This window comes from uncultured Microscilla sp. (assembly GCF_947493425.1).
In the GTDB taxonomy this organism is placed as follows: domain Bacteria; phylum Bacteroidota; class Bacteroidia; order Cytophagales; family Microscillaceae; genus Microscilla.
This window is the reverse complement of sequence record NZ_CANLRP010000077.1, coordinates 1-25,262: the sequence shown is the minus strand read 5'-3', so window position 1 is coordinate 25,262 and position 25,262 is coordinate 1. Positions and strand designations below refer to the sequence as shown.

The 25,262-nt window shown below is 39.7% G+C and carries 18 protein-coding genes; 10 read left to right on the top strand and 8 right to left on the bottom strand.

What is annotated here, in order from left to right; all coding sequences use genetic code 11:
- The first annotated feature begins 92 nt into the window (after window positions 1-92).
- On the top strand, window positions 93-1,763 hold the full coding sequence (locus Q0954_RS18950) for an AMP-binding protein (protein WP_299459168.1): 1,671 nt from the start codon (window positions 93-95) through the stop codon (window positions 1,761-1,763).
- A gap of 211 nt (window positions 1,764-1,974) precedes the next feature.
- On the opposite strand, the gene Q0954_RS18945 is transcribed toward Q0954_RS18950, so the two are convergent.
- Complete coding sequence (locus tag Q0954_RS18945) at window positions 1,975-2,271, bottom strand: hypothetical protein (RefSeq protein WP_299459167.1); 297 nt, start codon at window positions 2,269-2,271, stop codon at window positions 1,975-1,977.
- A 99-nt stretch (window positions 2,272-2,370) separates the two neighbouring features.
- Complete coding sequence (locus tag Q0954_RS18940; protein WP_299459166.1) at window positions 2,371-5,253, bottom strand: CHAT domain-containing tetratricopeptide repeat protein; 2,883 nt, start codon at window positions 5,251-5,253, stop codon at window positions 2,371-2,373.
- Window positions 5,254-5,377: 124 nt separating this feature from the next.
- Between Q0954_RS18940 and Q0954_RS18935 the strand changes: the two genes are divergently transcribed.
- Together Q0954_RS18935 and Q0954_RS18930 are read left to right on the top strand one after the other, a co-directional pair.
- Window positions 5,378-6,343 (top strand): hypothetical protein, encoded by a 966-nt coding sequence (locus Q0954_RS18935; protein ID WP_299459165.1) that lies wholly within the window; start codon window positions 5,378-5,380, stop codon window positions 6,341-6,343.
- 193 nt (window positions 6,344-6,536) lie between these two features.
- A complete protein-coding gene (locus tag Q0954_RS18930; protein WP_299459164.1) occupies window positions 6,537-7,238 on the top strand; it encodes an ABC transporter ATP-binding protein in 702 nt (233 codons plus the stop codon).
- Between the two features lie 189 nt (window positions 7,239-7,427).
- Here the strand turns inward: Q0954_RS18930 and Q0954_RS18925 are convergent, their stop codons facing one another.
- The gene (locus Q0954_RS18925; RefSeq protein ID WP_299459163.1) at window positions 7,428-8,114 is read right to left on the bottom strand and encodes a redoxin domain-containing protein; all 687 of its coding nucleotides are present in this window, start codon (window positions 8,112-8,114) and stop codon (window positions 7,428-7,430) included.
- Window positions 8,115-9,526: 1,412 nt separating this feature from the next.
- Window positions 9,527-9,721, bottom strand: a complete 195-nt coding sequence (locus Q0954_RS18920; RefSeq protein ID WP_299459162.1) for a hypothetical protein — start codon at window positions 9,719-9,721, stop codon at window positions 9,527-9,529.
- 110 nt (window positions 9,722-9,831) lie between these two features.
- On the opposite strand from Q0954_RS18920, the gene Q0954_RS18915 reads away from it, so the two are divergent.
- From Q0954_RS18915 to Q0954_RS18895, 5 genes are all read left to right on the top strand, one after another.
- The gene (locus Q0954_RS18915) at window positions 9,832-10,245 is read left to right on the top strand and encodes a hypothetical protein (RefSeq protein ID WP_299459161.1); all 414 of its coding nucleotides are present in this window, start codon (window positions 9,832-9,834) and stop codon (window positions 10,243-10,245) included.
- 151 nt (window positions 10,246-10,396) lie between these two features.
- Entirely contained in the window at window positions 10,397-10,828 is a 432-nt protein-coding gene (locus tag Q0954_RS18910) for a hypothetical protein (protein ID WP_299459160.1), read from the top strand.
- Complete coding sequence (locus Q0954_RS18905; RefSeq protein WP_299459159.1) at window positions 10,828-11,673, top strand: sterol desaturase family protein; 846 nt, start codon at window positions 10,828-10,830, stop codon at window positions 11,671-11,673. The genes Q0954_RS18910 and Q0954_RS18905 overlap by 1 nt, the downstream gene beginning before the upstream one ends.
- A 222-nt stretch (window positions 11,674-11,895) precedes the next feature.
- Window positions 11,896-13,539 (top strand): acetolactate synthase large subunit, encoded by a 1,644-nt coding sequence (locus Q0954_RS18900; RefSeq protein ID WP_299459158.1) that lies wholly within the window; start codon window positions 11,896-11,898, stop codon window positions 13,537-13,539.
- A gap of 30 nt (window positions 13,540-13,569) precedes the next feature.
- A complete protein-coding gene (locus Q0954_RS18895) occupies window positions 13,570-14,955 on the top strand; it encodes an aldehyde dehydrogenase family protein (RefSeq protein WP_299459157.1) in 1,386 nt (461 codons plus the stop codon).
- A gap of 252 nt (window positions 14,956-15,207) precedes the next feature.
- Here Q0954_RS18895 and Q0954_RS18890 read toward each other — a convergent pair whose 3' ends face one another.
- From Q0954_RS18890 to Q0954_RS18880, 3 genes are all read right to left on the bottom strand, one after another.
- Window positions 15,208-16,962, bottom strand: a complete 1,755-nt coding sequence (locus Q0954_RS18890) for a ParB/RepB/Spo0J family partition protein (RefSeq protein ID WP_299459156.1) — start codon at window positions 16,960-16,962, stop codon at window positions 15,208-15,210.
- 1,047 nt (window positions 16,963-18,009) lie between these two features.
- A complete protein-coding gene (locus Q0954_RS18885; protein WP_299459155.1) occupies window positions 18,010-19,026 on the bottom strand; it encodes a hypothetical protein in 1,017 nt (338 codons plus the stop codon).
- Window positions 19,027-19,248: 222 nt separating this feature from the next.
- On the bottom strand, window positions 19,249-19,791 hold the full coding sequence (locus tag Q0954_RS18880) for a 3'-5' exonuclease (RefSeq protein ID WP_299459154.1): 543 nt from the start codon (window positions 19,789-19,791) through the stop codon (window positions 19,249-19,251).
- A 730-nt stretch (window positions 19,792-20,521) separates the two neighbouring features.
- Here Q0954_RS18880 and Q0954_RS18875 point away from each other — a divergent pair.
- The gene (locus Q0954_RS18875; protein ID WP_299459153.1) at window positions 20,522-22,639 is read left to right on the top strand and encodes a GAF domain-containing SpoIIE family protein phosphatase; all 2,118 of its coding nucleotides are present in this window, start codon (window positions 20,522-20,524) and stop codon (window positions 22,637-22,639) included.
- A 188-nt stretch (window positions 22,640-22,827) separates the two neighbouring features.
- Here the strand turns inward: Q0954_RS18875 and Q0954_RS18870 are convergent, their stop codons facing one another.
- Window positions 22,828-23,616, bottom strand: a complete 789-nt coding sequence (locus tag Q0954_RS18870; RefSeq protein WP_299459152.1) for a hypothetical protein — start codon at window positions 23,614-23,616, stop codon at window positions 22,828-22,830.
- 136 nt (window positions 23,617-23,752) lie between these two features.
- On the opposite strand from Q0954_RS18870, the gene Q0954_RS18865 reads away from it, so the two are divergent.
- Window positions 23,753-25,096 carry an FAD-dependent oxidoreductase gene (locus Q0954_RS18865; protein ID WP_299459151.1) on the top strand — a complete coding sequence of 448 codons (1,344 nt, stop codon included), beginning with the start codon at window positions 23,753-23,755 and terminating at the stop codon, window positions 25,094-25,096.
- Window positions 25,097-25,262: the final 166 nt, after the last annotated feature.

The following is a 25,262-nucleotide window of genomic DNA, read 5'->3' as shown; positions in this document are numbered from 1 at the left end:
AAATGATTGTTTTTATAATGAATTTACACAAAAATTAGACTTATCTTTAAAGCGTTAAAATAATATCTTTAAAAAACGAAAAATTAGACTCGATGGCGGATTTTCCTTGGCATCAAAAGTACCCAAAGGGTATTGTAACAGAAATAGACCCAGATAAATATAGTTCAGTAGTGGCAATTATTGAAGAGAGTTTTCAAAAGTTTGCCAACAAGCCAGCTTACTCCAATATGGGAGTAGACCTTTCTTATGCACAAATAGACCAAGCTTCCCGTAACTTTGCCGCTTACTTGCAAAGTTTAGGGCTAAAAAAAGGTGATAGAATAGGTTTACAAATGCCCAACTTGCTTCAGTATCCTGTAGCATTATTTGGAGCTTTGCGTGCGGGGCTGGTTGTTGTCAATGTAAACCCTTTGTATACTGTGCGCGAAATGGTGCACCAATACAATGATGCCGGAGTGGAAACGGTCGTTATTTTGGCAAACTTTGCTGACAAGTTGCAAAAAACTTTGCCCGAAACTAAAATCAAAAATGTGATTGTTACCGAGGTAGGCGACATGTTAGGCGCTTTTAAAGGTTTGATTACTAACTTTGTAGTGAAACACTTTAAAAAGATGGTACCTGCGTTTCGTATTCCCGGCATGATCCGCTTTAAAGATACTTTACGCAAGGGGCAGAGTATGAGCTTTACTAAACCTGAATTGGTAAACACTGATACTGCTTTTTTACAATATACTGGGGGCACTACTGGAGTTTCTAAAGGAGCTATCCTTAGTCACCGAAACATAGTGGCAAACCTTACCCAAAACAAGGCTTGGTTTATAGGACTCGCAGAAGGTAAAGAGATAATGATTACTGCCTTGCCTTTATACCATGTGTTTGCTCTGACAGTTAACTGTTTGTTGATGGCACACGTAGGCGCCAAAAGCGTGTTGATTACCAATCCCCGCGATATGCCTGGTTTTGTTAAAACCCTGATTCAAAACCCACCTACTTTATTTACAGGTTTAAATACGCTCTTCAACGGTTTGTTAAATACCGATGGTTTTACTCAGGTAGACTGGTCGCATACCAAGTTTGTAGTAGCAGGTGGTATGGCGGTACAAAAACCCGTAGCCGAACGCTGGGAAAAAGCAACAGGGATACAAGTAGCCGAAGGGTATGGCTTAAGTGAAACCTCTCCAGTATTGAGCTGTAATCCATTGGATGGCAACGCCCGCATTGGTTGTATAGGACTACCTCTGCCAAGCACTGAATTGAAGATTTTAGACGATGATGGGCAAGAAGTAGCTCAGGGCGAACCAGGCGAAATATGTGCGCGTGGTCCTCAGATAATGAGTGGATACCACGGTAGACCCGATGAGACCGCCAAAACTTTTTTTTCTGATAACTGGTTCCGTACTGGAGACATTGGTTTGATGGAACCTGATGGTTTTTTCAGAATTGTAGACCGTAAGAAAGATATGATTTTGGTATCAGGGTTTAACGTGTACCCTAATGAGGTAGAAGATGTGGTGGCAGGGCACGATGGTGTGTTGGAAGTAGCTGCTATAGGCATACCCGATGCTAAGGCTACCGAACGGGTAAAAGTGTATATAGTCAAAAAAGATGCGAATCTTACCCAAGCCGATGTGATAGACTACTGTAAAAATAATCTGGCAGGGTATAAAGTACCCAAAGAAGTAGAGTTTCGAGAGGATTTACCTAAGTCGAATGTGGGTAAAATTTTGCGTAAGAAGCTCAAAGATGAGCTAAAACAGGTCTAGTTTTATAAAATAAAACCCCTCGTTGATAATACCAATTTCATCAGCGAGGGGTTTTTAGGGAGCCATTAAAAAATAGGATACAGGTTCTTTGCTAGCTATTTTATTCTGAGACGTGGCACATAGCAGAGCTACGGCTGTGAAAAGTAACAAAGTCTAGGGGCAAAAGAGCAACTACAAAATGGGTAAGTTATTTCTTGTTTGCTCCCTTACATCAATGTCTTTCTTTATTTTTTACAGTATACTTCTCCAGTGCATCCACTCTTTTTTCTAGTTCGGTAATGCTCACATTGGTGTTTTTAAGCTCGTGAATGTCAATAGCCATTCCACGCATAATGTCGGTTTGAGTGACTTGTACATCTACCAGTCTTTGTATTTGTGTGCTGTGTTTGTCAAGTATTTTACTGTGTTTGTCAAGTGTTTTACCCTGTTTGTCAAGCATTTTGCTGTTTTGATCGAGCTTCTTGAGACTTTCAGCAAGTAGCTCCAGTATTTTTTCTTCGTTTTTCATAGTATTTATTTTTAAACATTTTGTTTAAATTTAAATCAAAAAAACATTTAAACAAAATGAATTGAGTATAATTTACACAAGAGCTAAGCTTTTGTGAGGCTACTTGCTAAAGAAACGTGGTCCCACCCACAAAAATATAAGAACGCCGCAAAACATGATGCCACACCATACAAAAAAACTCCCCTGGTAAAAAGCCTTGGCAGGTTGTAGATGTAGGGGTTGTGGGTTGCCAATAAGTATAAAACTACTCCAGTAAAAAGGGTTACTAGTGATATGATCTGAGTCGGTAATATAGGTAAGCTTGGCACGTTGTAGCGCTACATCCTTAGGTACACCATCTGCCAGGTGTTTGTAAAACTCCGTCATTATTTTAGCCGTACTTTGGTCTGGTACACTCCACAGGCTCATCAACACATTAGGACTTCCAGCGTAAGCAAATGCCCTTCCCAGGCTCATAACCCCTTCTCCCGTTTGTATTTTGCCAAAACCAGTATTGCAAGCACTCAAGGTTACCAGCTCAGTATTGAGCCGCAAGTTGTGTAATTCGTAAGCGTGTAAGTACCCATCATTGACAGTATCATGGGGTGATAAACTAAACAACAATCGCGACAAAGCTGGATGTTGATCATTGATAACTGCATGTGTGGCAAGGTGGAGCACCGAAGTATTTTTGATATGTGCCCTAAATGCTTGTTCAGTAGCCTGTTGCCCAGTAAACAGCTCTCCTTGATAAAGTGTATGTAATACTTTTACCTCATTTTGGGCACCGGTAAGCGGTGACAGTTTATTTCTGAGAGTATCATCACTAGAGCCAGTTGGGTTATTAAACTCAGGAGCAAAAGCAAGCAATTGGGCAGGGCTAATTTTTCTTTTTTGAGTCATTTTGTTTAATACAAGGGTGGCCGAATAATCATAGCTAATCACATATTTTTTGAGCAAGTAATTCAACTGGCTGTAGTTGGTCTGATTGCTTGTAGGTAGCTGGATAATGAGCGCCTCCCAAGGCAAATGATAGAGTACACCACTAGGCACAATGTGTAGTTTGTTGACTTGCTTGGGTAAAGAAATAGGTTGTATCAGTTTTTGATAAAAAAAGTGGCTATGCCTGATAAACTCCTGAAAGTTTTTGTGGGTAATGCTTTTACGCAAATCCTTGATACGCTCTTTAATATTGCTAGAGAACTCTACCTTTTTTAAGGTGATATTTTGTGGTGTAACAGTAAATATAAATACAGCATTGTCAGCCAGCATGTATTCAATCAAAGCCTCTTGCTTGCTCAAAATTTTTTGTTGTATGCTTTGTACCGAGGCAATTTTAAATTGATACTTTGTTTGGTAGTATTCTGGTGACAACTTTTGAAAAGACTGTCGTAAGCTATCCCGGCTGGCCTTAAGTTCAAATATTTGGTCTTTGTAATCCACTACTTTTCGGGTGTCAGGGTTAGGCTTATTCTCTTCTGCTATAAGGTGCTCTTGCAAATCTTTGAGGCGATTTGTAATCTTATTTTCAATCTGGTTGTTGACGCTCCCCGGCGACTTGCCAGACACATACAACGACCTGAGTAATACATAAGCTTTGGCTTGTTCGGTAATGTGGAAAGCTTCTCTGAGGTAACGTTGTTGTTTTGTAAATTTGTAAAGCGTGTGTAACACCTCTATAGCGTTGGTAAAAATATAGTTAGACCGTTTGATTAACAGTAATAAGTTGTTTTCATCATTTAAGCTTGTTTTCCAATACTTCACTTCCTGAAGCAAAAAGCGATATACTTGATATGCTTTGTGCAAATAATCGATGTTTTGAGTTGTTTTGAACCATTCATACCAGATAGTAGCTTTGTCGCTTAGCAAATGTATTTGCAGTTCATTATAAATCGCCCCTTTCAGGGTAGGGTGATCAGCAAAATCAGTAGACGTAAACAAGGTATTATTTAATATCAAAGCCCTTTGAATATTTTGAAGCGCTGACTCAAACTGTTGACTTGCTTGATAAGACTTGCCAAGGTGTTGGTAAATTTCAGTATTGTCAGCGGTATCATCTCCAAAAGTATTGATTTGTACCTGTATAGCTTCCCGAAATGCTCCAATGGCTTTTTGGTAATGTTTTTCGCGATGGTATACTTTACCTAAAAGCGTCAAGCAGGCACCCCTGCCTTTGCGTACGTGGGGGTTATCAATGGCAAAAACTTTTTGTAAATACAGCTTGGTTTGTTGGGTATTGCCCAACGCAAAATGGATACGTGCAATTTGGTTATAAATAGACACTACCCGGAAATGTTCCCCCCCATAAGTTGCCATCCAAAAGGGCAAGGCTTTTTGAGCATCAATCAAGGCGCTTGTCTGATCATCAATGGCATGCTTGAGTAGGCTAAGGTTAAAGTATATTTGTCCTGCGTACGCTTTGGGGGTGTTGGGGTGCTGTTGGAGCAACCGTTCTGCTTTTTCAAGATAGCTTAGGCTCATATCGTATAATGACAATGTCATGTACACCCTTCCAATAACATTCATTGCTCTTATTTGCAACACATAATCTTTGCGTTGCTGTGCCAACTCAATCGTTTCTTCCAGTAAAGGGGCGGCTTTTCTAAATTGTTGGTAATAATAGTGAGCAATGGCTGCCTGGTATAAAATCTCTCCTTTGTATTGGGTATCGTTGCTTTGTTGGATCGCCTCTTTAGCTCTCATCTGATACTCAAAAAATAGTTGGAAATTCACCATTTTATCTGAGGAGTTCAGCATGGCAAGTTCATGGTATAAACGGGCTATAATTACTTGGTAGTCAGGGTGAGTATTTTTAGTTTTAAATGCATCTATGGCTTGTTCATAGGCAGTAGCTGCGGCTTTCAGTGCCTTTGCTTTAGCTTGAGTTTGCGCTTTGTGCCAGAGTCTTTGTACATTTTCTGGCACCTGGCTCTGTGCTTGTATAAATGTGGTGACAGTGATTGCTAACAACCAACCATAAGCGCCTGTCCAAAATAGTTTCATAAAGATGGAATAATTGGTACTTGCCAAAGTTTATCTAAAATTAGTGAAAAACAGTAGATTAAAAAAACACTCATAAATACATAAGATTTAAATGCATTGACTACATTTGTATATGATTCAATTTATGTTACAGTTTAGAGCCCGACAACTGTTTCGATATATGCAAGAAATAGGGCTACTTAGAGTAATTGTATTGCTCATAGCCATCACGATTTTTTTGCCACGTTTGGCATTTGAATTATGGATGAAAAACCCTTATTACCTTGCTTGGTTTTGGGGCTTTATTTTGGCAAGCATCCACTTCAAACGACCCGACTATCACTTTCTTAAAAGGCTGGGAACGCGCTGGCAATGGTTGTTTTGTGTAGAGTACAACATATTATCGCTTATTCTTATTATTTTTTTTGCCTATAAATATTATTGGCTAGTTAGCCTAAGCTTATTATTAGAAGGTTTCATTTTACCACTCATTCCTCAGCGTTTTATGAGGTATCAGATCCATAGAAAAATACAGTGGTGGGACTCCAAAACATTTTGGTCACCCCTTCATTTTGAATGGATCAGTGGAGTAAGACAACGTTTCCCTTATGTAGCTACTTTGTGGTTATTGGGCGTGGTCTTTTGTGCTTTTGCTCCAGTAGCCCCCATTATCACATTTTTGCTTACCCTTGTAGTAGTGCAGTTTTACTTGTTATGCGAGCCCAAAGAAATGGTTGAAATATTTAAATGTTCTGCCCGTCGGTTTGTACAGTGGAAAATAGCCCAGACTTTGCGTTTATTTGGACTATTGAACGCCCCATTTTGGATAGGGTTTCTTATTTTTAACCCCACCTATTGGTTCGTGTTACCAGTAGTGGGGTTTGTATCAGCCTTATTACTCACCCTTGCTGTAGTGCTCAAGTATGCAAGTTATACTCCCAACGAAGACCTTTCGCATAACAACACCTTGATGACAATGGCAATTATGTTTTGCTTTTTGCCTCCTTTTAGTTTTTTAGTTAACATATTTTGGGTCATTCGTTATTATAGACGGGCAGTTAACAATATGCAAGATTATTTAAGGAATGGTGAGAAAATAAGTTACGGGTAGAGATTTTATTTTGAGACGAGGCACTTTTAGCGGGCGTAGCCATAGCTACGGTCAAAAAAAGCTCATAGTCCCGGCGGAACTGCCAAGGTAACGAAGTATCAGGATGAAAGATCACTCCCAAACTGCTTACAGTCCCGGCTTGCCGGGGAAAAGTTATTTTTTTCCATTCCTAAGTTGATTAATTTTTATCGCCATGTTAGAAGTCAAAGACTTGACCATAAGTTATCAGAAAGGTATTACTATTATTGAAAACCTGCATTTGGTGTTAGAGCCAGGCAAAATCCATGGAATTGTGGGGCTAAATGGTTCGGGCAAAACCAGTTTGTTAAACGCTATGTATGGGTTGGTACCCAAAAAAAGTGGTGTCATTTATTGGCAAAATAACATAGCAACTACCCAACAGATGGCTTATCTTGAAACGCATAATTTTTTTTATGCAAAAATGACCGGTTGGGAGTATTTAAGGTTATTTCAGTTAAAGAATCCGCAGTTTGATATAGATCAATGGAATGCTTTGTTTGATTTGCCTCTTCAAAAATTGGTAGAAAACTACTCTACCGGAATGAAGAAGAAGTTAGCTTTTTTGGGTGTTTTAGCTCTAGACCGCCCCGTGTTAATCTTAGACGAACCTTATAATGGAGTAGACTTAGAGAGCTATAATAAAATACAAACCATTTTACAGAAATTAGCCCAACAGGGGAGAACCATTTTAATTACTTCTCATATATTCGAATCACTCACCGCTATATGTGATCAAATCAGTTTTTTACAACATAAAAAAATAGAAAGAATGTTTGTAAAAGGAGAGTTTGATCAGTTGGAACAAGAAGTTTTCTCTTTTCTAAATCAGCAGTCGTCCCGGTTAATTGATGATTTATTGGACGACAAGTCATAAGATTGGTCAGTGTGTGTGAAAAGAAGTTGTCCAAAGTTTTTGGTTTTACTCAAAGCTCTAAACAACCCCTGTTCTATATTTAACACCTTTTAAAATTTTGAGCCAATCTGTTGGGTTTGATTAGTCAGGTTTTGCAGACAATGATAATCGTCTAGGTTAGCAAAACCTGTTGTATTGTATTCAGTGTGATTACTTGCGCGATACCAACTCATCAGCTTTGGTAGGAACGTAGTGGTCAATGGTAGTTCCTAATGGGCGAGTTACCTTAGTGTATCTTTTGCTACCAGCCAACAAGCTTTTTACAGCTTTTTCAGTATACTTAGTATTATGGTACTTAGGCAATCTTGGCTTATTGTCAATAGCTCCGATATACTTGATTTTAAGTCGCTTACCTTTCTTTTGCAATACATATACCTGAGGTGTTTTAACTGCACCAAAGCGTTGAGCAACTTCATACCCATTCACTAAATAAGGGAAGTTATACTGCTTGCGAGTAGCCATTTTGTTAGAGTTTTCAAAACCTTCTTGTGGGTGGTAAGTAGGGTTGTAAGGGTTTACTGCAACTACTTGGTAACCTTTGTGAGCATATTTTTCCTGAAGTTTGATAATGCGCTCTTCATAAAGTTGGGTAGTAGGGCAGCTATTGCTGATAAACACCAAAATAAATCCCTTGGCATCCTGGTAGTCTGACAACGACACCATATTGCCATCAACGGCGTTCTTTAACTTGAAATCCTTCACTGAAGAATTCAATTTATAAGTTCTATACTTTTTGGTTTTTTTGGTGGGTTTTTTTCCTTTAAAGGTATGGCTTGACAATGAAACTGAGAAAAAAAGACATACCAATACTAATACAGATGATGCTGTGAATTTCATAATTTTAATAGGCTTTGTGTTGTTAAATAAATTTAAGTTAGTGCAGAGCTGAAAAAGAATATAAAAGATAGATATTTAATAATATAAGCTAATTTGTACTACAACTTTTCTCTGAGCAACTTCTCACTATGGTAATGTAATGTTTTATACAAAAACCTGAGCAAAAATGCTTGAAGCGTGATGGTTGTAGAGGTTGTTGTGAATCATTAACACTATTTCAGATTTTGTTGTGATGTTGTGTTTTTGATTACGATACAAAGTAATGGAGTAATTTCTTAGGAGCCAAATCTGAGGCAATTGAGGAGGAATGTTAGCTTGAAATATTAGCTTAAAAAATAGGGTTTAAGCCAGATGTAGAGAGCTTTTGAGAGTGAGTATTACAAATGTAATAAAACACGAGTAATTTGACTTTTTTAAGGCTAAAACTTCTTAAAATAAAATCTTGAAATAGCAGCCCTCAAAGGTAATAGTTGTCAGATGTGCAAGCGTTTTTTAGTGAAAACTCAGGCAAAAACTCGGTGGTTTATGAGAAACTTGCCCAGTTATGAATAGGTAAAATACCTACAAACCCTTTGCTATTTCCTAACCGAATTCAAGATACGAAAAAACTCGAACATTTTTACAAAAGTTTTTTTGCAAAATTATTTTTGATAATGACTTGTAGAGTTTGTTTATTTGAAAAGTACAATTTAGCTTAGGCGGCTAATAGTTTTTGAACTCTCCTCAATTCATTTCAATCTACATTTTTATGTACTCAGCAAAATCAAGCACCTCCAATGTTGCTTCCCTTTGCTTATTGAGTAATGCATCATAAGCTAGATTTTGTCAAAGCCAATAAGTCATCTTTAGTTTTATGGATTCTGTTAGAATAACCTGTAAGGCCAGCATAGCTAATAAGTGACTGGCAAATGGCCATATAAAGAAAACAGTTGCTTGCGTGAAGTATTGTCTGATGGTGCTGGTTTTGGATGGGATCAAGCATGAGGCTTGATGCATATAAGTGCTTGTGGCAATGGTATAGCTAATAGTGAAAATATTTTACTCCCTTTTTATTGTACAATTTATTGATTTACGAAATATTGAAACTAAGAGCCAATAAAGCCTGAAAACAGGCTTTTTATTATTAAATTAATACTATCGGTATGATATTGGAGGACAAGCAAAATACCAATAATGCTTTCATCGAGCATTTTTTATTAAATATGAGAGGTATAACCTTTCAGTTTAAAGCACATTTTCAAGAAGCATTTGAGAGGTTTAAAAATGGATGGTTAGGGGAGGGAGAACAATAATGTAAAACACTGCTCGTTATGTACTTTCTCTAGCAAAAATAGTACCTAGTAATGATTACTTTGTTTTTTCATTTATAATTTAATAATATCAGTGGTAAAAGTCACGAACATACCTATTATTTAGGTCGTTTTTTTTCTCTTTGTAACCTTTTTTACTCGCTTTTTTAAACTCAAATCCTTAAAAAAAAGATTTTTTTTCTTTTTTGAAGCATAAAATACCTCTTCCCCATCAAAAGATTTAGAGTTTTTGGTTGAGAGCTTGTTTGAATTTTCGTGTTCAGCGCGATTTCCGATGAGCTTTGTTTTCAAATCCATCAAACCAAGCTTCTAAATCCTCTGAATAAAGGTCAGGAGATCCCGTCTTTTCGGCTAATTTTAAACAAGTTCTTAATTCATTTTACTGGCGATAAAAATATTTAGTAAGTATGATACAAATTATATTAGAACAACAAAACTTGGTCATTTCTTATGACAAGGTCAAAAACATATTGATATGCCGTTGGGTTGGTTACCAATCAGTAGAAGGCATTCAGCAAGGGTGCGAAGCAATATTGGCTCATGCAAAAACGCAGAATCAAACCTATTTGCTAAATAACCTGGCAGAGCTAAAGGGAACTTTTACTGCTGCCAACGATTGGATAAATAACGAATGGTTACCAAAAGCCATCAGCGAAGGGCTTGTTCGTACTGCTTATGTATACTCGCCAGATGTATTTGCTAAATTTGCCCTCAATAATTTGCTAAAACCTCGGCAAACCAGCGACAAATATACTTACAATGCTTTTGGTACTGTGGAAGATGCAATAGATTGGTTATTGACCGGAAGCGTGGAGTCATAGTTTATATCAAGCCATTGTTATAGTATCTTTCAAACTGTGAAATGTCTTTAGTGTACCCTGCTGTTTTCTACAAATAAAACCTTATTTTTAGAAACACACGTTTACTTTATATAAAGTAACAACATCGCACAAACACTAATCAAAATACCCAATGAAACGCACAGTTATCAAAACATTAACCCTCCTGTCTTTTGTAAGTCTGATGGGGTCTTTCATAGCTTATCGGGCAGGTTGGTTTGGCAACTCAGCCTCTGCAATTCAACTGAGCCCCAATGGAAGCGCCCTCAAAACTAAAAAAGCAAAGGCTAAGAAAAAGTTGAAGGAGCAAAAAGGCATTACCAAAATAGATACTCCTCGTAAAAAGAAAAACCCCCGAATTATCCCTAGCTCCAAGTCTGGCAGAATATTTAGACCTAAAAAGAACAAAAAGCGCCCTGTATTGCCTAGCTCCAAGTCTGGAGTAGTGTTTAAACCCAAGAAAAAGAAAAAACTGCCTATCATGCCCAGTTCTAAATCTGGGGTAATTTTTACGCCTAAAAAAGATACAAGCAAGAAGAAAAAAGCAACTCAAAAGAAAAAGTAATGGAATTTTGGAATTTACTGGAAGCCGCCGGGCTGAGTTTACTTTTTTTGATGGCAGTGTTTGTCCCAATGGAAAACGTATTTCCGGCAAAAGCTCAGCAAAAAGTATTGCGTCCTCATTGGGTGCTCGATTTATGTTTTTTTCTGGGGCAATACCTGCTTTGGGGTGGGTTGGTATTGTGGGCATTGAGTTATTTTAGTGATTATCTCACTACTATCATTCCTGCCGAGTTTCAACTCTTGCTGCGCAATCAAGCTTGGTGGTTGCAGGCAATAGAGGTCATCGTGTTGAGTGATTTATTCATCTATTGGGGGCATCGACTACAACATAAAGTAGGTTTTTTGTGGCGTTTTCATAAAGTACACCATAGTGCCGAGCATTTAGACTGGCTGGCAGCTCATCGCGAACACCCGCTAGACTCTATATATACTATAGGGTTGATTAATTTACCCGCTTTTATTATAGGTTTTCCGTTAGAAACCCTGGCAGGAGTAGTGGCTTTTCGAGGGATATGGGCTATTTACATTCATTCAAATGTGCGCTTGCCTTTAGGCCCTTTACGTATGTTGATTGGTGCACCAGAGTTGCACCATTGGCACCACGATCTTGACCGGGATGCGGGTAACTATGCCAACATATCGCCTTTAATGGATATTATTTTTGGTACTTATATTTGCCCAGACAAAGAGCCCGAAAGATTTGGGATTAAAGAAGAGTTTCCCAAAAGTTATGTAGGACAAATGCTTGCCCCTGTATTGCCAGATGGTACTTGGGACAAAATAGAGGAGAAAATGAAAAATACTGGAGTAGGTACTAAAGCCAATAAAGAACAAAGCAAAGAGTAGCGTCTTCTCAATTACACTATATTATACTCACTAACGCCTAAAGATCATCGATTTTTAGGCGTTGTTTATTTCGGGCTACTACGGTTGTTATTTATTTCACATGCTTTTGCTGGTTCTTGCAAAAGAACTAACTATATTGATGACATGATGAATTGTTCTTGCTAAAACAAGAACATAGAAGGTATATGTCACACATAAAGTGAGTAACTAATAACATAGCACATGAAAGCATCAGAGTTATTTATTAAAGTACTTGAAAATGAAGGGGTTGAATATATTTTTGGAATCCCAGGAGAAGAAAATCTTGATTTTTTGAATTCATTGAAAGACTCAAAAATAAAATTAATTCTTACCCGTCATGAGCAAGGCGCTGGGTTTATGGCGGCTACTTATGGTCGGCTTACTGGTAAACCTGGAGTTTGTTTAGCTACCTTAGGTCCGGGCGCCACCAATTTTACTACGGCGGCGGCTTATGCCCAATTAGGCGCTATGCCTATGATGATGATTACTGGGCAAAAACCTATTAAAAAGTCCAAGCAAGGGCGTTTTCAGATCATCGATGTAGTAGATTTGTTTCGTCCCATCACCAAGTATACCAGGCAGATTGTCAATGGTAATAATATTCCTTCTATGGTACGAGAGGCTTTTCGCCTGGCAATGGAAGAACGCCCTGGTGCTGTTCATTTAGAGTTGCCCGAAGACATCGCCGAAGAAGAGTGTCAAGAGCGGGTATTTACTGTAGTAGGACACCGCCGTCCAGATGCCGACAAAGAAACGATTGGTGAGGCGGCAAAAATGATAGAAAACGCCAAAATGCCCTTAGTGTTGATAGGAGCTGGTGCCAACCGCAAAAGAACCAGCAAAGCCTTGACCGAGTTTTTAGAAAAAACCAAAATCCCCTTCTTTAATACCCAAATGGGCAAAGGAGTAGTAGACGAGCGTCACCCTCGTTTTTTGGGCACAGCTGCTTTGTCTGACCATGACTTTGTACATGCGGCTATTGGCAAGGCTGACTTAATTATAAATGTAGGGCACGATGTGATAGAAAAACCACCGTTTTTTATGGAACAAGGGGGGACTAAGGTCATTCATTTAAACTTTTTTCCGGCCGAAGTAGACGAAGTATACTTTCCGCAACTGAATGTAGTGGGAGACATTGCTTCTAATATAGAAAAACTTGCCGAACAGGTCAATGACCACAGTAATTGGGATTTTGCTGACTACGAAAAAATTAAAATAAAAGTAGGAGAGCATTTAAGCAAGTATTTTGAAGATACGCGTTTCCCGATGTTGCCCCAACGTTTGGTAAACCTGTTAAGGCAAACCCTTGCCGAAGAGGACATTATTACACTAGATAATGGCGTATATAAACTATGGTTTGCCCGAAACTATCATTGTTACCAACCCAATACTTTGTTGTTAGACAATGCCCTTGCTTCTATGGGAGCAGGTTTGCCATCGGCCATGTGTGCCAAATTGCTCAACCCTGAGAAACGGGTAGTGTCGGTATGCGGAGACGGAGGTTTTATGATGAACTCACAAGAGCTTGAAACGGCAGTGCGTCTGGGGTTAAACCTTATAGTAATTATTCTGAACGACAATGCTTTTGGAATGATTAAATGGAAACAGGAAGACATGGGCTTTGATAATTTTGGGCTGGATTATAATAACCCTGATTTTGTGAAATATGCCGAAAGTTACGGAGCCATTGGTCATCGACCTGCCAGTGACAATGATTTCATTGAAATGCTCGACAAAGCCCTCAATACTGATGGGGTACACGTTATAGACCTGGCAGTTGACTATTCTCTCAATCATTCTATTTTAAATGTGTTGCTTAAACAACAAGCAGGGGTTAAGCAATAGTAAAGTATCACCTAAAAACTATCTATCAAGATGTTACAAGTAAAATCACCTTATGACTTAAGTCTTATTAAAGAGCTTCCTATAGTAGGGAAGGTAGAAATAGAAAAAGCACTTTCGATAGCCTATGGGTTATTTCTTGATCAATCGGAGTGGATTCCTGCCCACGAACGCATTGCCATTTTGGAACGGGCTGCGGCCATTATGGAAAAAAGATTTGATGAACTCGCAACAACTGCTGCTCAAGAGGGGGGCAAACCCTTGGTAGACTCTAAAGTGGAAGTTTTGCGGGCTATTAATGGAGTAAAGCTTGCCAAAGAACATATTGGACAACTCAGGGGAGAACAAATGCCTATGGGATTGACCAAGGCTTCAGAAAACCGTATTGCTTACACTACTCGTGAACCTATCGGGGTAGTGGCCTCGATAAGTGCATTTAATCATCCGCTCAACCTGATTGTACACCAAGTAGTTACGGCAGTGGCAGCTGGTTGTCCAGTGATTGTAAAGCCTGCCCGTACTACTCCCTTGTCTTGCCTTGCATTGGTAGATATTTTGGCAGAAGCCGGTTTGCCCAAAGGTTGGTGTCAGGCAGTGATTTGCGAAAACGAAGCCGCCGAATACTTAGTCACTGATAAAAGGGTAAACTATTTTTCTTTCATTGGTTCAGCCCGGGTAGGTTGGTATCTTAAGTCTAAACTTGCTCCAGGTACCCGTTGTGCACTCGAACACGGAGGAGCTGCTCCAGTAATTGTAGAGCCTGACGCTGATTTTAATGAAATGTTGCCTGCACTTGCCAAAGGAGGGTTTTACCATGCCGGGCAAGTGTGTGTATCGGTACAAAGGGTTTTTGCCCATAAAAGTATTTGTAGCAAACTGGCAAATAAGCTTGCCGATATTGCCGAAAAATTAACCGTAGGCGATCCTACACTAGAGACTACCGAGGTGGGACCATTGATAGCACCCAAAGAAGTAGACAGGGTAGAAGAATGGGTAAATGAAGCAGTAAACAAAGGAGCTAAATTATTGTGTGGAGGCAAGCGTATCTCTGATACTTGTTATCAGCCCACCGTATTATTAGATCCTCCTACTACAGTCAAGGTGTCAACCGAAGAGGTTTTTGGCCCTGTGGTATGCATTTACTCTTACTCCGACCGAGACGAAGCCATCGACATAGCCAATAGTTTGGATGTGCACTTTCAAGCCGCCGTATTTACCAAAAATATAGACATTGCCCTGCATTGTGTCAAACGACTGAATGCAACCGCCGTCATGGTAAATGATCATACTGCTTTTAGGGTCGATTGGATGCCTTTTGGAGGCAGAGATGCTTCAGGGATTGGCATGGGAGGTGTGCCATATAGCATGCACGAAATGACGCGTGAAAAACTAACCGTCATCAAGAGTAAATATGTTTAGTAACGTGTTCAAAATAAGTTTCTGTTTTTTAGGGCAAATACGCACGACTGACTGAGGCATTTTTTGCGCTCGTAGCAGCGCTACGGGCAATAAAAATAACGAAAGGCAGTAAAGCGGATTTATTCTAAACCGGACAGTTATTGCGAACACGTTACTTAGTATTGGTAATAAGCCCTTAGTTATAAGTCACAAGTAAATTAAAAACCTTCTGAATGCGCATTCAGAAGGTTTTTAATTTAGGGTAAGGTTCTTTTATTCGCTAATTTCTGGCAAGTTAGCCACTGCATCGTCTATTTTGCGGGCTTTGCCACCACTAGCTTGTTCCCAGTTATCCAATAGCCTTTTGCAGGCTTCCTGATTGGCTTCTGCCGCATAACAAATCCTATTGTTTTTTTCGGCAAGTAATAATAGTGTACCATCGCCTGCCTCAAGGTCTATGATAGGGTCATGGGTGGTAGAAAAAGCTTCAATAAAATATTTGAGCAAATCTTTGGGCAAGTCGCCCGACATATTGGGGGCGTTGCGTATTTCTACCAAGTCGGTTGCCTGACGAATGCTTTTGGCTTCTGAAAAAACTGCCGAATAAAGCCAACTATTCCAGTGCCCTTCGTTTTCACTGATTTTTGCCGACAATGACCATTTGTAAGGCATTTGGGTGGCTCTTAAAAAACGAGCAATTGCCTCGGTTGGTACAGTGGCTGTTACCACTTGGGCACGCTGTACCAACCAGTCGTATTGTTGCCAGGCAAGGTGAGGAGTGGTACCATCATTGTCTTGGTTTTCAGGGTTGTTTTTAATAAAATTGGCATAAGCCCAAGCCGATTTTTCGGGCAACCTTTCCCTAAACACCAGGTCTTGCCCATTGCCGCAGTAAAGCAAGTGCTCGCCCAATTGCCACCATTTACCCGGCAATACCTGACGCATTTCTCGTTCTATGCGTTCTTGTTCTTCGCGCTCTTTTTGGTTTTTTTTATCCCTAAAATAAGCCGCATCTCTTTCTGCTTCTTCTTTGCTGCTGCTACGTTTGAGTTGTAGAGCATCTTTGTAAACCTCTAATATAGCCGATTTGATCAAGGGCGAAACCGACTTAAGGTTTTCTATAAACCACTCCCGCAAATTGACTGTTTCTTGCTCTATTTCGTCGTGTAGTACATTGTATTCATAACTTTCAATGCTTTCGTCAAGGTTTTCGTAACTGGTCTCAAACGTTTCGAGCAAGTCATTGTATACCCGATGCGCTGTTTTTTGCCCCTGGATAATTTCACGGGCTATTTTTTGGCGAATAGCCGTAAAATCAAAAAACTGATAAATGGCAGGATTGTCGGTTTTGATGTCTCTGATTGCCTGCGAAATTTCTATTACTTGTGCCTTAGACAACTCTTTTTCTGTAATCAGGTCATGCAGCCATATCCAATCGGTTTGGGCACAACGTTGAATCTCTTCAAGTTTGTATACTTCCTCTAAAATATAAGCTCCCGCGGGCAATTGTGATTGGATAAATTGAAATGCTTCACTGGCGTGCATATAGCGCCTAATGGATGTTTCAGACATGCCCAGACGTTGGGCGTAGTTTGTGACTGACAACCCCTGTTCATTGGCTGCTTGTATTACTTTTAGGGCATTCAAACCTATTTCGAGGGGCTTGTTATCGCTCTGAATGTTTCCGGTAATCAACTGAATCAAGGCTTCAGTATCGTCCATGACCCTTATTACACAAGGAAGTTCCTCGTAACCCAACGCTTTAGCAGCCCTAAAGCGGTGTTCACCTTCTACCAACTGATAACGTTCGTCTTGCAAACGCACTACCAAAGGATGCGAACTATCGAAACCATCGTGTTGAATCAATATCTGAAGTTGGGCAATTTTTTCTTCATTGATCCCCAATGGACGGTTGTCGGGGTGTACATCAATGCGCTCTACAGGCACCATTACTACCTGTGATTTTTTTATTTTAAGAGTGTTTTCGCTTTCAGGAGAAATGTTTGGAGTTGATTCAGCCGTTTCCATATAAGGTAAGTTGTGAGTAAATTTAGGGTGAATACCATTGCAATGTTTGCATTTGTAGCAAAAATACGCAGTGAATGCCATTTTGCTAATTCAAATTTAGCAAAAATACCTTGAAAATGAAAAGCTTTTGTTTGAGTGTATCAGGCACATTCAGAGGTTTGTCTTTTACTGACTGATGAGTAGCACATTGGAAACAGGGTAGGGCTGTGAAGCAATAAATTGGGAAAAGGTAATGTTGATGAAAATGCAGATAGGGTAGGGGCAAAAAAAAACTTGAGGGAAGGAACAATGTTCCTAACCCCCAAGATCCTTCAACCAGCTATGCAATACAAAAGTAGTTGTTTTTTTGAAACTTGCAAAACGTTTTAGATAAAACGTTAAAAATGTTCGGTAAACGGTCGGTTTATTTAGACAAAAATTAAATAAAGAACATCAAAAAAGCCCTGAAGAAGCAATCAGGGCTTTGTTTTTGAAAAAAGATTAAAAAGAAAAATATTTTGAGTGAGTGTTCTGTCATTCGTTGGGCTTTAAGCACTGCTGGTGCACGTCGTCCTTGCGTGTACCATCGTAGAATTTGCTTGGCTGGGCACGCGCGAGGACGCAGCGCGCCATCTTCAAACACTGATTAAAACATCAATATCTGGCAATGAAAGACAGAATCACTAAAAAATATTAGCCTGACGGTTATGGTGAGGACACGAGCTGAGGCGATGACGATACTTTTGAAAACCGAAGCTAGAGTTTTACTCATTCGCCTCGGTTTGTGTCTCCACAAATCGCCTCATCACAATGTCTGGGAACATCATTTTTGAAGGTTTCTATCAGCTCGTGAAGACACGAGCTGAGGCGAGAATAAAAAGAAAATATTTTGAGTGAGTGTTTCGTCATTTGTCGGGCTTTAAGCCCAACGTGTTAGACTATATTTTTTAGTTGAATTGCCTACAGCAGGCAAGATACTACACCAACAGCATTATCAATTTTTCACTCTGTTACTTCTCTTGACACTTATAATTAGCTAAAGCAGCGTTTTCTACAGTCGGTTCATCATTATTTATAATGCTGCACCAATCTCGGAAAAGCCTCACGGCTATCAATATAAGGCACCCCATTTTGGTGGTTTTGGGTACTTACTTTGTACAATACCTGCCAGTGCTTAAGCAAATCGCGGTAAGCAGCAAAAATATTCATGTCGGGGTCATAAATATGGGCAGGTTCAGAGTTGACCCCGTTGAGCTCCATCAAAATAATATTTTTGCCTGCATACAGGTCTTCCATTGTGGGTACTTTGATGTCGTAACGACCAAAATAAAAGCCCTCAATACGTTTACTCATTTGGTCAAATACATCAATCAATTGGTCATTAATCAAATAATTCGAGTTGCGAAAGATCGTTCCACGTGAGTGGTTGCCAATGGGCTCTAGCAAGGTTTCTTCGCCCTTCACTGGAACCTTTTCTAGTATTTCAGGATAACTTCCCTCTACATGGGATTCGTACAAAGCCACTCGTTTACTTTGGCGCATGAGCTGTCGCACGGTTGACTTACCATCTCCGGTAACGGTCAAAAACTCTTTTTGAACTATAGAGGTAATGTTGCCTTTGGTTTCGTTGGGAAGGCGGTAATACATAATGCCAAACTCCAGCGGATGCGCTACAAAATCCTGTAAAATAATATGATCAGTGGCCGCATCCAGGTAAGTTTTTAGTTGAGCTGGATTTTTAATTTTTGCCACTCCTTTACCCCGTTCACCACGATTGGGTTTGGCGATCAGTGGAAACTGAATACCCTTGGTAATGGCCACCTGTTCGGCTTGTTGTTTTTCTTCTTCGTTGGTGATAAATACCATCTTGGGCAACAAGTCGGGAGGAATAATTTTAAAAATTTCCATTTTGGGGTAATCAATAAAACCACCCATATCCATTGAAGGGTTCGCGGCACTAAAAAAGAACATAGAGCGGGTACGTACCCAACAATACGCCCAATAGTAATATACGGGGATGTAAAACACCCAAAATGTCCAAAATTCCCATTTATATATTTTGGTAAATATCTTTTTCCACTTCATTGTATTTGGCTTTAAACTAGTAGCAAGCGATTAGTTTTAGGCAACAAGTAGCTACAAGGTGTTGGCTAATAGCTGATACCTTGCTTAAGGTAATCAGGTAAAACTAATTTTGTTTTAATGCTTTATTGTGTGAGCAATTGAGTCACAAAAGTAGGTATTAACTCTATGATGCCCCAACAATGATCAAAGCTTTTGTTGAATACTGCTTGGGAGAGTCAAGCCCTAAATCAAAGATGACATTAACCGGGCAATGTTCCAGGCATCATCTACCCCTCTATGGTGGGTGCCTTCCAGTTCCCATTGCATCAACTCCATCGCACCATCCATTCCCAACTCACGCTCCAGGCGGTTTTTAATAGCAAATAAAGTTTTAACATTGAGATGGTTAGTGCCAAAAGGATAACCAATGCCCCGGTTTTTACAGTTGCGTTCAAACTGCCGTCGGTCATAGTCGCCCCAGCTACCCCATACCCTTTGCTGGCTTTCGTACTTTTTGCGCAAAATGCGGCAAGCTTCTTTCAAGTCTACCCCTTCAGCATCTATCAACTCTGGGGTAATGGTGGTCAATTCGGTACAAAACGGGCTAACCTCAGATTGGGTGGGTTTTACCAAGATACCCTCGCGCGATTCACGTTGGCGTTCTTTGAGGTCAAATACACAAATGCCTATTTCTATAATTTCGCTTACTTGCCCTTCGGGTGGTGTTCCTTGCCAGCAAGTAGATTCTACATCTATTACTAAAATTTTATCAAGTTTTTTTGCCATAATTTTAAAGAAAGAGAGTGTATATGTAATGTTACTGTTTTGAGTGGAAATCAAGAAGGTGAATCAGGTTCAACATTAGGTATTCTAAACCATAGAATAAAGCGCAAGGTCTGTGAAAACCCGCCCTGTGCGATGTTAGCTATTACATACTTGACTTGGTACATGGCAACCGAATCTACGGCTTCAGCGTTTGGCACCCAGCTTTACACCCAAAGGTTAAATTTTACCCCTATACTTATGTAAGATTTTAACGGTTTCGCTCAAGAAACAAATGCTTTGATAGTTGTACTTGAGAAGCTTATAGGCTGGGTTTGGATAAAAATAAAGTGGGATTAGCTTTAATTTTATGCGAATATTCTCAATATTATTTGCTCAAATAAGCATTACTTTTTGGTTATATGCAATTTATTTTAAAGTTAAGTCTTTACAACTCTTTTACAATGCTTGTATGATTTCTCAATATCAGTTTTAATTTTTAAATTTGCTTGGTACACAAGCAACAGTGAGTGTTGTTTGTTGTAATTTTTCTTAAGCATTTCAAATGTTTTTTTATGCACTCAGGCATACATTAAAGGTGAATAGTTGCTTGGGCTGTTAAATTAATAATAGCAGCAAGTCAGGCATGATCATTATAGAGAGGCTTGCTTCTTATACAGTAAACAATAACTCGACTAACGAAACATCTGGCTGACGACTAGAGTCAACCAAATGTTTGTTTTAAATAAAAAATATGCTCTCGTTAAGAAATGTCATAGGAATATTTATATATGTAAATATTGTCAGTTGGTTGTTATTACTGGTAATATACTTACTATCATCTTTTGGGCTTACTCCAGTGCCTTTTTTTGGGGTAGGGTCAGACTTCTACCTCAAAGGTCTTCTCCTAAACTTATTTATTCTTAGTGTATTTTTTTACTACAACTCCAGGCTCGAAAAGCTCAAAGAAATAGATTTTATCGAGTTGCTCACCAGTTTATTTATCACTGGCTTGGTTACCAACACTATAGCCCTGATAGTATACGCTGCAATGGAGCTGAGCAGCAACTACCTGGAAGCCCACCACCAAGAGCGCTGGCTCAATTTGCTGTACCATATAAATATAGGCCTACTGGTGATTTTTCTGAGCAAGGCTTTCTTTTACTGGAAAAAGCTCATTATGCACCAAAAAACCCAGCGTTTGCAACGCCTTTGGACTGTTTATGAGTATTTATTGCTGATTAGCCTGTTGTTTAACTTTTTTGAACTTGACTTCAATCAACCTTTGTTTTTGCTGGTGTTGGGTGGCTTAATCTTACTTGCGCTCAACTTATCATTTAACTTTAAATGGGTAGTATACCTCAATGCCAAAGAGAAATGGCAGAGTATACTATTGCTGTCTTTCATTACCTTATTTGCTATTTTCTTTTTCCAAACGGTGATCAGGCACTCCAATCATCCTTACCTTACTACCAACCTGAACCATAGTGTATACATCATTGCCATTTTTGCCTTTGTTATTTTTTACACTATTTTTTCTATGTTAGTCATGGTTTTTAATCTGCCTACCACCTCAGTATTTGAAAAAAAACTAGAAGAAATTATTAGTTTTCAGAAACTATCACAATCACTACAGGCAGGTGAACAAGAAGCCCAGGTATACGAGATTTTGCTGGATAGTGCTGTCAATACCGCTTCGGCAGATGCTGCCTGGTTAGAAATCACGAATGAAAACAATGAGCAGGTGGCTTTTTTGCACAAAGGAGTAGACAAAGAAGAGATAAGCAAGCTTAAGCGTATCATCAAACGTCATAACACCCGTCGAATAATTGATGCCACCTTTGCCCGCAATCAAGAGCATGATCCTTTGATGGAAGACCTCAACGAGTATGGTTTTAAGTCAATGCTTACGCAAAAATTGGTGGCGCACGATCACCAATTGGGAAACCTGACCTTACTGAAAAATGTGAAAGATGGCTTTGACGACGACAAAAAGGTGTTGATTAAGACTTTTGTGCGTCAGGCAAGCATTTCTATTGAAAACTTCCGGCTACTTGCCAAAACCATTGAAGCAGAACGATACAAAGAAGAAATAAAAATTGCGCGCACAGTGCAAAAAAGCCTTTTGCCGCTACCCGAAGAGTTAACGGTGAGCAAAAAAATGGAAATTGCGGCATTTTCAGACTCAGCACAAGATGTTGGCGGGGATTATTATGATATTTACCCCATTGACAACAACCGGGTAATGGTAATTGTGGGCGATGTGTCGGGCAAGGGTACCAATGCGGCGTTTAATATGGCGCAAATGAAAGGGGTTTTTCATAGCCTGGCTCAGTTTGGTTTGCGCACCGAGCGTTTTTTGTACTATGCCAACAACGCCTTGACCAATTGTTTAGACCGGGCTTCTTTTATTACAGTAACCATTTTGTTGATAGATGACAGCGCTCAAAAAATAGAGTTTGCCCGCGCCGGACATTGCCCTACGTTGTATTATCACCACCAAACCAAAGAGGTAAAGTACTATCAGGGCAAAGGAATGGGGCTGGGTATTTTGCGTAATAAGTTGTTTTCTGACCACATCGAGATGCAAACCCTTAACTATGAAGAGGGCGATATGTTGTTGTTATATACCGACGGGATAATAGAGGCAATGAACAAAGAAAAAGAGGAGTATGGTTATGAAAGATTACAAGACTTAGTGCTCGCCAATGCCCATTTGTCACCCGATGAGATCAACGATAAAATTATTACCGACCTGAATCACTTTAGCCGTGGCATGCCAGTACACGATGATCATACGGCTTTATTGATCAAGTTTAAAGAAGGTCAGGCAGATGCCCAAACAGACAAGAGAGACCCTACACAAGGTTAAAAGTGAATAGAGCAAAAAGACCAGGCGTACAGCACACAAAAAGCAGGTGAAACAATCAAAGTATCACCTGCTTTTTCTTTTATCAAAGGTTTGTTTATACCAATGTCCCACTGGGGTTTTATATAAAACTAACTATTGATAATTAGTAATATTAAATAGCCAACTTCCAAGTTCTGAGAACCCTGCCGTTATATCAAAATCTCTTGATTTTCGAGGGTTTCGGTAACTGTAGTGACTTTGTGGGCAGCTTCTTTTGACACATTTTGTGAGTAAGCCAGTATCTCGTGGCTAGAACCCCGCCAAAACTCTACACTTATTTTTGCATTGGGCTGAACCTCCACGATATTTTCTGACAAACTTTTCGTGTCTTTACAAATCACATAAGTAGTTTGTGAAGGATGGTTGCTTTTAAAAAATACCTCAAAATGATTGGCGTTGTGTCGTGCTTGTGCTTCTTCTTCTCTTTTTTGGGCGTAAGCCTCAGTAGTTTCTTTGTTGGCTTGACTACGGCTGGCATCTACATCGTCGTAAAAAGTAAGTAATTGCTGATACGTTTCACTTCCTGTGGTACCGTCAAATATCAGGTTTCCTTCATTTATCCAGGTAGTTTCGTCATTGGCAATAACTCCTATTTTAATAGTGAGTGGAGTTTGGGCGGGTGCTAAGTCGCACAATGCCTGAAGAAACTTACCCGTAAAACTACCATTAGGGTCAGTTTCTTTAGGGTTTGCCAATAGCCACAGATTAACCGAACCTCCCAGTTTCTCCATCTGGAAAGTGTGAGAAGCCAGTTCTTCTTCGTCTGAGTTTAAGGTAATGATAAAAGAGGTTTGAGTAAGTTCGAGGCTGTTCTCTTGTACATAAGCAGCTGCTGCACTTGCCAGCTCTATAGTGGTACCATCAGCAAAGGTGGCGCCTCCTGGCGAAAATTCAGGAGCACCTTCAGGTTTCCATAAAATAAAATTGAGTGGTTTCATAATTAATTGAGAAGGTTTAAATAAACTTTGCTTGTTTATGGCAAGTTTTGATTAAAAGTTAACAGCAGCAATATAAAAAAAGCAAAGAGTATTTATTCATTGATGACTTATTGAAAATGTCTATTTTGCAATAATTATGACAGAGCCATCTCAATTAATCATTTTAGGGGGAGGACCTGCCGGGCTGGCAGTGGGATTTTATGCCCAAAAACAATCTTTAAACTTTACTTTGTACGAAGCAAGCCATCAGACAGGGGGCAACTGTATTACTTTGAGTCATAGAGGGTTTCGGTTTGATTCGGGTGCGCACCGATTTCATGCCAAAGACCCTGAGATTACCCAAGACCTACTACAACTGATGGGAGAGCGTATGCCTCAAATACACGCTCCCAGTCAGATTTACAGCCAACAAAAACTCATAGACTTTCCGCTTACCCCGCTTAACCTGGTGCGAAACCTAGGTTTAAGAGAGTTGGTCAAGGCAAGTTGGCAGTTTATCAAAAGCAAACTACAGGCTTTGCCAAAAACTGCTGGTGTAAGCTTTGAAGAGTTAGCAGTGCAGACGTATGGTAAAACAATTGCCCAGCGGTTTTTGCTCAACTACAGCGAAAAACTATGGGGGTTGCCCCCTGCACAACTTTCGCCCGAAGTGGCCGGTAAAAGGCTGTCTGGATTGAATTTACGCACTTTTATCAAAGAAGCCTTGCAAGGCAACAAAGCCAAAACCGAACACATTGACGGTAGTTTTTATTACCCGGTGTCAGGCATAGGCGAAATATTTGAACGAATGGAGATTGCCTGCGGAAAGAAGCACGTACACAAAAATTCGCCCATTACCCGGATTTATCATCATAACGGGCACATTACAGCTATAGAAGTTAATCATCAGGAAAAAATAACAATTCACTCAGGTGCACAAGTAGTGAGCACCTTGCCCTTGAGTATTTTTTTGCAAATACTTGAGCCCAAAGTGCCTGCAGAAATATTGGCTCTGACCCAGGCTATTCGGTTTCAGCACTTAATGCTGGTGGGAGTATTTTTGAACAAACCCTTGGTTACATCCAATGCAAGCCTTTATTTTCCTGACAATGACTTTATTTTTACCAGGGTAGTAGAGCCCCGCAATCGAAGTATAGCCATGGCTCCGGCAGGCAACACCTCTTTGATTGCCGAAATACCTTACAATGAAAGCAGCCCGTTGTGGCAGTGGAGCAAAGAAGACTTCATCGCCAAGACTTGTAGTGGTTTGGTGGAGACAGGTTTGGTTACACCTGACGAAATCATAGATACAACTACTTATGTAATCAAATATGCTTATCCAGTATTGGCGTTGGATTATCCTGAAAAAATAGCCAAAATCAGTGCATATCTTCAACAATTCTCCAATCTACACCTGTCAGGTCGGGGGGGGAAGTTTGTATACGGGCACATCCATGATATGATGCGTTACGGCAAAGACATTGTGCTGCATATAAGTTAATTTACCCCCTTTGCCTGTACTGGAATAAATCCTACCTATTGAAAAGTAACAACTTGTAATTTTATCAAGTGTTGACTTACCGATTTCTTTACTCTACCCGACGGTTTTGATAAAAAAAGGAAAAGGTTGCATATTGTGCTTGCGACACATCAATATCACCTTTTCC